At 70.2% G+C, this 6,204-nt stretch carries 9 protein-coding genes; all 9 read left to right on the top strand.

The window, feature by feature from the left end; all coding sequences use genetic code 11:
- A partial coding sequence (locus HUV06_RS14030) for a hypothetical protein (RefSeq protein WP_174301875.1) occupies positions 1-222 on the top strand: 222 nt, incomplete at its 5' end.
- Between the two features lie 235 nt (positions 223-457).
- On the top strand, positions 458-1,990 hold the full coding sequence (locus HUV06_RS14025) for a hypothetical protein (RefSeq protein WP_174301874.1): 1,533 nt from the start codon (positions 458-460) through the stop codon (positions 1,988-1,990).
- Between the two features lie 230 nt (positions 1,991-2,220).
- Positions 2,221-2,787 carry a hypothetical protein gene (locus tag HUV06_RS14020; protein ID WP_174301873.1) on the top strand — a complete coding sequence of 189 codons (567 nt, stop codon included), beginning with the start codon at positions 2,221-2,223 and terminating at the stop codon, positions 2,785-2,787.
- Positions 2,788-2,971: 184 nt separating this feature from the next.
- On the top strand, positions 2,972-3,412 hold the full coding sequence (locus HUV06_RS14015) for a hypothetical protein (protein ID WP_174301872.1): 441 nt from the start codon (positions 2,972-2,974) through the stop codon (positions 3,410-3,412).
- Positions 3,413-3,582: 170 nt separating this feature from the next.
- Positions 3,583-4,323: a hypothetical protein gene (locus HUV06_RS14010; RefSeq protein WP_174301871.1), complete on the top strand. Its 741-nt coding sequence runs from the start codon at positions 3,583-3,585 to the stop codon at positions 4,321-4,323.
- The gene (locus HUV06_RS14005) at positions 4,323-4,655 is read left to right on the top strand and encodes a hypothetical protein (protein ID WP_174301870.1); all 333 of its coding nucleotides are present in this window, start codon (positions 4,323-4,325) and stop codon (positions 4,653-4,655) included. Before HUV06_RS14010 ends, HUV06_RS14005 begins: the two co-directional genes overlap by 1 nt.
- Before the next feature lie 17 nt (positions 4,656-4,672).
- Positions 4,673-4,900, top strand: coding sequence for a hypothetical protein (locus HUV06_RS14000; RefSeq protein WP_174301869.1), 228 nt, complete (start codon positions 4,673-4,675; stop codon positions 4,898-4,900).
- Between the two features lie 288 nt (positions 4,901-5,188).
- Positions 5,189-5,746 (top strand): DUF2335 domain-containing protein, encoded by a 558-nt coding sequence (locus HUV06_RS13995; RefSeq protein ID WP_174301868.1) that lies wholly within the window; start codon positions 5,189-5,191, stop codon positions 5,744-5,746.
- 77 nt (positions 5,747-5,823) lie between these two features.
- The coding region (locus HUV06_RS13990) for a hypothetical protein (protein ID WP_174301867.1) at positions 5,824-6,204 on the top strand (381 nt) is incomplete at its 3' end.

Genomic DNA, 6,204 nt, shown 5'->3' with positions numbered 1-6,204 from the left:
AAGCGGCTCGCCGACCAGGCCGCCGAGATCGAGCGCCTCCGCGCCGCGCCCCTGCCGCCCCGCGCCGCCGCCCACCGCCTGGCCAAGGCCGTCGGCAAGACCGAGGACGGCGAACCGCCGCTCTCGCCCGAAGCCTTCGCCGAGGCGCTGGAGGCGTTGCCCGCCAATGAGCGGGCGCACCTGATCATGAAGGCGGCGCTCAGCCGGCCGATCACGCTCTAACCTTTCTTCTCCTCCCCTGCGAAGCGGGGGAGGGGGACCACGCGAAGCGTGGTGGAGGGGGCGTCACCGCCGCCGCCCGATCAAGCCGGGACACCGTAACCGCGGCGACGCCCCCTCCGTCACGGCGCAGGTTGCGCCGCGCCACCTCCCCCGCTGGCGCAGGGGAGGAGAAGCTCACCCTCACGTTGCACCGCGACCCCATCCCGCTCCCGAGTGAGCGCGGAAAGGAGACCCCATGCCCAAGACCCCTGCCGAACGGCTGCAGAAGTCCATGTCCGACGCGCTCGCCGCACCCTCCGACGACATCGCCCGCAGCGTCCTCGCCGCCGCCGGCGCCGACCCGTCCACGCTTGAGAAGACCATCGCCACCGCCCAAGGGTTAGTCGCCTACGACCTGCAGACGCCGGCCAAGTCGCTCTATCCGGCGGCGACGCCCATCCGCAACCGCCTGCCGCGGGTGCAGGGCGGGACGGGCACGGCCACCAACTGGCGCCAGGTCAACAGCCTGATCGGCTCGGGCTTCGACGCCATGGGTTGGGTGCCGGAGGGCCAACGCGCCGGCTTCATGTCCTATTCCACCACATCCAAGGCCGCCGCCTACGCCACCCTCGGCGAAGAGGACACCGCGACCTTCGAGGCGATCAGCGCGGCGCGGGGGTTCGACGACATCCAGGCCTCCATGGCCACGCGTCTGCTCACCAAGACCATGCTGAAGGAGGAGATGGCGCTGCTCGCCGGCAACGCCACGCTGCAGCTCGGGACGCCGCCTGCGCCCACCACCGGCGCGACCGGCTCCGGCGCCACCCTGCCGGCGGCGACCTACTCGGTCGTGGTGGTGGCGCTGAGCCTGGAGGGCTACCGCAATTCCAGCCTGGCGGGTGGGGTGGCCACCACCCGCACCATCACCGGCGCGGACGCCAAGAGCTTCGTCCTGAACGGCGGCGCGTCGAACCGCTCCGCCAACACCCTCCAGGCGGTGACGCTGGGCCAGACGCTGCAGGCGAGCGTCGCCGCGCAGCAGGGGGCGGTGGGCTACGCCTGGTTCGTGGGACCTGCGGGTTCGGAGACCCTGCAGGCCATCACCACCCTCAACTCGGCGACGTTCGCCGCGCCGCTGACCGGCGGCCAGCAGCTGGCGAGTACGGTGACGATGGACTGCTCCACCAACAGCCAGGCGTTCGACGGCCTGCTGACGACTGCGCTCAAGAGCGGCTCCAACGCCTACGTGAAGACCCTCGCCTCCGGCGTCCCCGGCGTCGGCCTCAACCTCACGGGCTCCGGCCAGGGCTCGGTGGTGGAGATCGACGACATGCTTCAGGCCATGTGGGAGAGCGCCCAGGTCTCGCCCACCGTGCTATACGTCAACAGCCGCCAGGCCCGCGACATCAGCGCCAAGTGCCTGACCAGCGCCTCGGGTCCGCTGCTGCACTACTTCCAGCAGCCGGACGGCGGCGGCCAGGTCTCGGCAGGGGGCATGATCGAGTTCTACTACAACCCCTTCCTGCTGGACGGCGGGGTGAAGATCCCGATCAAGATCCACCCCTATGTCCCGCCCGGCACGATACTGGGCTGGTGCGAGGACCTGCCCGCCCAGTACCAGAACAGCGACGTGCCCAACGTGGCCGAGGTGAAGTGCCGCCAGGACTACTACGCCATCGACTGGCCCATCACCACGCGCCAGCGCCAGAAGGGCGTCTATGCTGAGGAGGTGCTGGCCGTCTACGCCCCCTTCGCCATGGGCGTGATCACCAACATCGCGGCGGGGTGACTTCGTCACCCTTCCCCTTTGGTGGCTCCCTTCCCCCTTGATGGGGGAAGGGTCGGGGATGGGGTAAGTGCAGGATGGATGTGGAAGAGCGCGCGAGGCGCGCCTCCCAAGCCTCACCCCGTACCCTCGGCGCGAACACCCCCACCCCTGCCCCTCCCCCATCGAGGGGAGGGAGCGCTTCGATCTCGTAACGCGACAGCCCCGCCCGGACGGGGAGGGAGGAGGCTTTCATGGCCGACGGCGACCTCACCACGCTCGAAAACGTCAAGGCCTGGCTGCCGGACATGGCCCAGGTCACCACCAGCGACGCCCTCTTGGCGCGCCTGATAACCGCCGCATCCCAGGCGGTCTGCGTCTACACCGGTCGCCCGGGCTTCGACGTGCAGGCCTATGGCGAGGTCTATGACGGGTCCGGGTGGCCGACGCTCGTGCTGCGGCAGTGGCCGGTGGTGGAGGTGGACGGCGTCAGCTTCGCCGACGGCTCGGCGCCCCCCGGCTACACGCTTGAGCCAGCCGTCGCCGGCGGCGGCGCGCAGCGGCTGAGCCTGACCCAGGGCGTGTTCCCCCGCGGCCTCGCCAACGTCACCGTCGCCTACCGGACCGGCTATCCCGCCACACCGCCGGACGTGGAGCAGGCGGTGATCGAGCTGGTGGGCGAGCGGTTTCGGGCGCGCGACCGCATCGGGCTCAGCGCCAAGACGCTCGGCGGTCAGGAGACCGCCGCCTTCGCCACCAAGGCCTTCAACGACACCATCGCCGCTCTGCTGGCGCCCTACCGCCGGGTGTGCCCGTGGTGAGCGGGGCGGCCGACGCGCTGGCCGATTTGATCGGGGGCGCAAAGCGGACTCTTGACGAGCTTCGGTCCGCTCCATCGCTGCTTCCGGTTCAGATCGATCTGCTCCCCTCCCCCTCCAAGGGGGAAGGGCAGGGATGGGGGTCTTCGCGCGACGTTTGTGGACGAGCGTGGGAGGCCCCAATCCGATGACCCTCCAGCGCGAACCCATCTTCCAGGCCCTGTTCGCCCTGGCCCAGGGCGCGAGTTGGGGCGAGCCCGCCGTCGGCTTCGCCTATGCCGCTCGCCGCGTGCGCCTGTTCGACGACCTGCCGGCCACGCCCGCACTCTGCCAGGCGGAGCACGAGGAGACGGTGGAACAGCTCGCCGGCCAGCCGCCGCGCCGACGCCTGTCGGCGGCCTGGATCGTGCACCATTCGACCGGCGATCCGGACGCCACGCCCGCGACCACCAACAACCTGATCCTGGACGCGCTGGACGCCGCCCTGCACCCGGACTCGCCGGACGGCGGCTGCACGCTGGGCGGCCTGGTCGCCCACGCCTGGATCGAGGGCAAGGTGTTCAAGGACCCCGGCGACCTGGATGGCCGCGCGCTGATGGTCGTGCCGGTGATGGTGCTGGTTCCATAGTTTCTCCTCCCCTCGAAGGGGGAGGGGCAGGGGTGGGGGTGTCCGAGCCGCGGATCGAGCAAAGGGCTCGGGCGGCGCCTCCCGCTCTTTTCGCCCTGACGGCGTGCACTCACCCCCATCCCTGCCCTTCCCCCTTCAAGGGGGAAGGGTGACGATACAGGAGACCTTCCATGCAATCCGCCTTCGGCGCCGGCTTCCTGTGGGGAACGCCGGTGAACGGCGCGCCCGTGATGTTCGCCGCTCTCCAGTCCTGCTCCATGGACGTCAGCTTCGACCAGAAGACGATGTACGGCCAGTCCGCCTTCGCGCTGGAGATGGCTCGCGGCAAGGGCAAGATCGACTTCAAGGCCGCAGTCGGGCGCATCGACCCGGTGCTGTTCAACGCGATCTTCTGGAACCAGGGCCTGAGCTCAGGCCAGGTCAGGACCGCCGTCGCCGAGCCGGCCACGCCCAGCGAGGCCGGCGGGGTCGGGACCTATGTCGCGGTCAACGGGGCGGCCTTTCGGGTCGACCTCGGCGTGTATGACAGCGCCCATGGCCGGTTCCTCACCCGGCTGGGCTCCGGAACGCCGGCCGAGGGCCAGTACACCGTGAACCCGGCCAACGGGGCCTACACGTTCAGCTCAGCCGACATCGCCCCCAACCTCAAGGTCTACTACACCTACGGCTCGGCCTCGACCGGCTCCACGATCAGCGTGTCCAACCCGGTGATGGACGCGGGTCCCGTGTTCCGCGCCGACCTGGTGCAGAGCTTCCGCGGCAGGCAGTCGGTGCTGACCGCCTGGGCCTGCCAATCGTTCAAGCTGTCCATGCCGCTGAAGCAGGACGACTTCACCCTGCCCGAGATCAGCTTCTCGGCGCTCGACGACGGCACGGGCGCGGTGCTGTCCCACGCCGTGGACGCGGCTTGATGACGGAACTGACGCTGGCCGGCGTGACCCACACGATCGCCCCCTTCCGCCTGCGCGAGCTGCGACTGGCGGCGCCCGCCATAGACCGGCTGGGCGAGCGGGCGGGCAAGCTCTCCAGCGTGGAGGCGGTGGCGGAGACCGCCGCCGACATGCTGGCCGTCCTGGCGGTCGGGATGTCGGGCGTTTCGCTGGAAGAGCTGCAGGCGCGGGTCGGGCTGGACGACCTCGACGCCCTGCGCGCAGCCTTCGATCAGGTGATGGCGGAGGCGGGGCTCAGGCGCCCCGAACACCCGGCGGGGGAAGCGCCGGGGACGGCCGCCGCCGTCCCCTAGCCGAACAGATCGACGCCATGCTCGCCGAGCTGGTGGCCGCAGGCTGCGGCGACTGGGATCGGATCGAGCGCAAGTGGCCCCTGTCGCGCTACCGCGCGATGCAGGCGCACTGGCGCCGCCACGGGCCGCCCGCCCATATCTCGCTCGCCGCCCTGGCCGGCTTCCGCCCGCCGGCTCCGGCGGAGCGCATCGACGACCCCGACGCCCTGGCGCGCCGGCTGCGCGCCATGGGCGTGCTGGGATAGCGTCAGCTTGTTCTTAAGCCAGCAGGTGGCTTATAACTGCGCCAGGCCTTAACGGACCCGGCCTTTGCGGAACGCTCTCAAGCGCGCCGCACTTAGGCGAGGTGGTGATGGATCAGGACCAAATGCCTACGCCAGCATTTTGGACGGCGTTCTTTTCCGGCCTCGCAGCGCCGGCGGCCGTCTATGCGGCCCCTGCGCCCTATGCAGCCTATATGACGCCTCTAACGCCCGCGCAGAGTTTCGGCTTGGTCGGAATGCACCTTCAACAGGCCATGACCCAAGTCGTCGATGAGCGATACGCCACCGTCGCCAGCTGAGGAGCAGGGCGGCGCACCGGCGCAAGCTGAGGCTCCGCAGTCACCTCCGCTTCAGTCAGGCGCCGTGCCGATATCCGGCGCCCAGCTGCTCTCGCCATTCGGCGTCCCTACCGGCACGCCCGGCCTTGCTGTTCAGCAGGTTCAGCTTTGGCAGGGGCAGTTCCCGCCGCCGGACGCAGTTGAACAGTATGAGCAGTTACTGCCCGGCGTGTTCGACAGGATCGTCAACATGGCGGAGCAGCAATCGGCGGCATCGATCAGCGGCGCCGCCGAGGCGCGACGCCTCCTGCGCGGCGACACGGCTCGCGGGCAGTGGCTTGGATGGTCGCTGGCCGTCTTTGCGATCGCAGGCGCGGTGCTCCTGGCCATGTATAATCATCCGGGTGTGGCCACGGTGCTCGTCGCCGTTCCCGTGATGTCGGTGGCCATCGCTCTGATCAACGGCGTCAGACTGGGCCGCGCGAAGGCGAAGGCGACCGACGCCTCTCCGTCCCCCGGCCCCCCGCGTCCGCCGTCTTCAACGGCTTAACCGCTTCAAAAGACATCTCCTCCGTTCGGTCTCGCGGCCCGGGGGAAAGCCGTGCGTCCGCGTTCAGGAGAGTGCACATGTCGTCCGACGTGCAGATCAGCTTCGACGCGGACACCTCGGCCCTGCAGGGCTCGCTCGCGGTGGTTCAGGACGCGGTGGGCCAGCTGCAGGCGTCGTTCGCCGACACCTCGGCCATCAGCAACTGGTCCCAGGCGGTGGGCGCCTCGGCCCAGACGGCGGCCGGCGCCGTGAGCGTCGCAGCCCAGACCATCCAGACCGGGCTGACCACCCGGCTCGACCCCATCGGCGCCAGTGCGGCGCGGCTGTTCTCCGGCCTGATCAGCGGCAGCGAGACCTTCGGCCAAGCCTTCGAACGCATGGGCGACCAGCTGCTCTCCCACTTCGTCGGCTGGGCGGCGGAGATGGCCGAGCGGTGGGCGGTGAGCGAGCTGGCCCAG

The organism is Caulobacter sp. S45, from assembly GCF_903642205.1.
Lineage (GTDB): Bacteria > Pseudomonadota > Alphaproteobacteria > Caulobacterales > Caulobacteraceae > CAHJWH01.
Note: the sequence above shows the minus strand (reverse complement) of the source record. Positions and strands in the feature narration are given on the sequence as shown.

Bases quoted from the DNA above. Each gene is read 5' to 3' on its own strand.
- HUV06_RS14025 (WP_174301874.1), top strand. From the start codon at position 458: ATGCCCAAGACCCCTGCCGAACGGCTGCAGAAGTCCATGTCCGACGCG.
- HUV06_RS14020 (WP_174301873.1), top strand. From the start codon at position 2,221: ATGGCCGACGGCGACCTCACCACGCTCGAAAACGTCAAGGCCTGGCTG.
- HUV06_RS14015 (WP_174301872.1), top strand. From the start codon at position 2,972: ATGACCCTCCAGCGCGAACCCATCTTCCAGGCCCTGTTCGCCCTGGCC.
- HUV06_RS14010 (WP_174301871.1), top strand. From the start codon at position 3,583: ATGCAATCCGCCTTCGGCGCCGGCTTCCTGTGGGGAACGCCGGTGAAC.
- HUV06_RS14005 (WP_174301870.1), top strand. From the start codon at position 4,323: ATGACGGAACTGACGCTGGCCGGCGTGACCCACACGATCGCCCCCTTC.
- HUV06_RS14000 (WP_174301869.1), top strand. From the start codon at position 4,673: ATGCTCGCCGAGCTGGTGGCCGCAGGCTGCGGCGACTGGGATCGGATC.
- HUV06_RS13995 (WP_174301868.1), top strand. From the start codon at position 5,189: ATGAGCGATACGCCACCGTCGCCAGCTGAGGAGCAGGGCGGCGCACCG.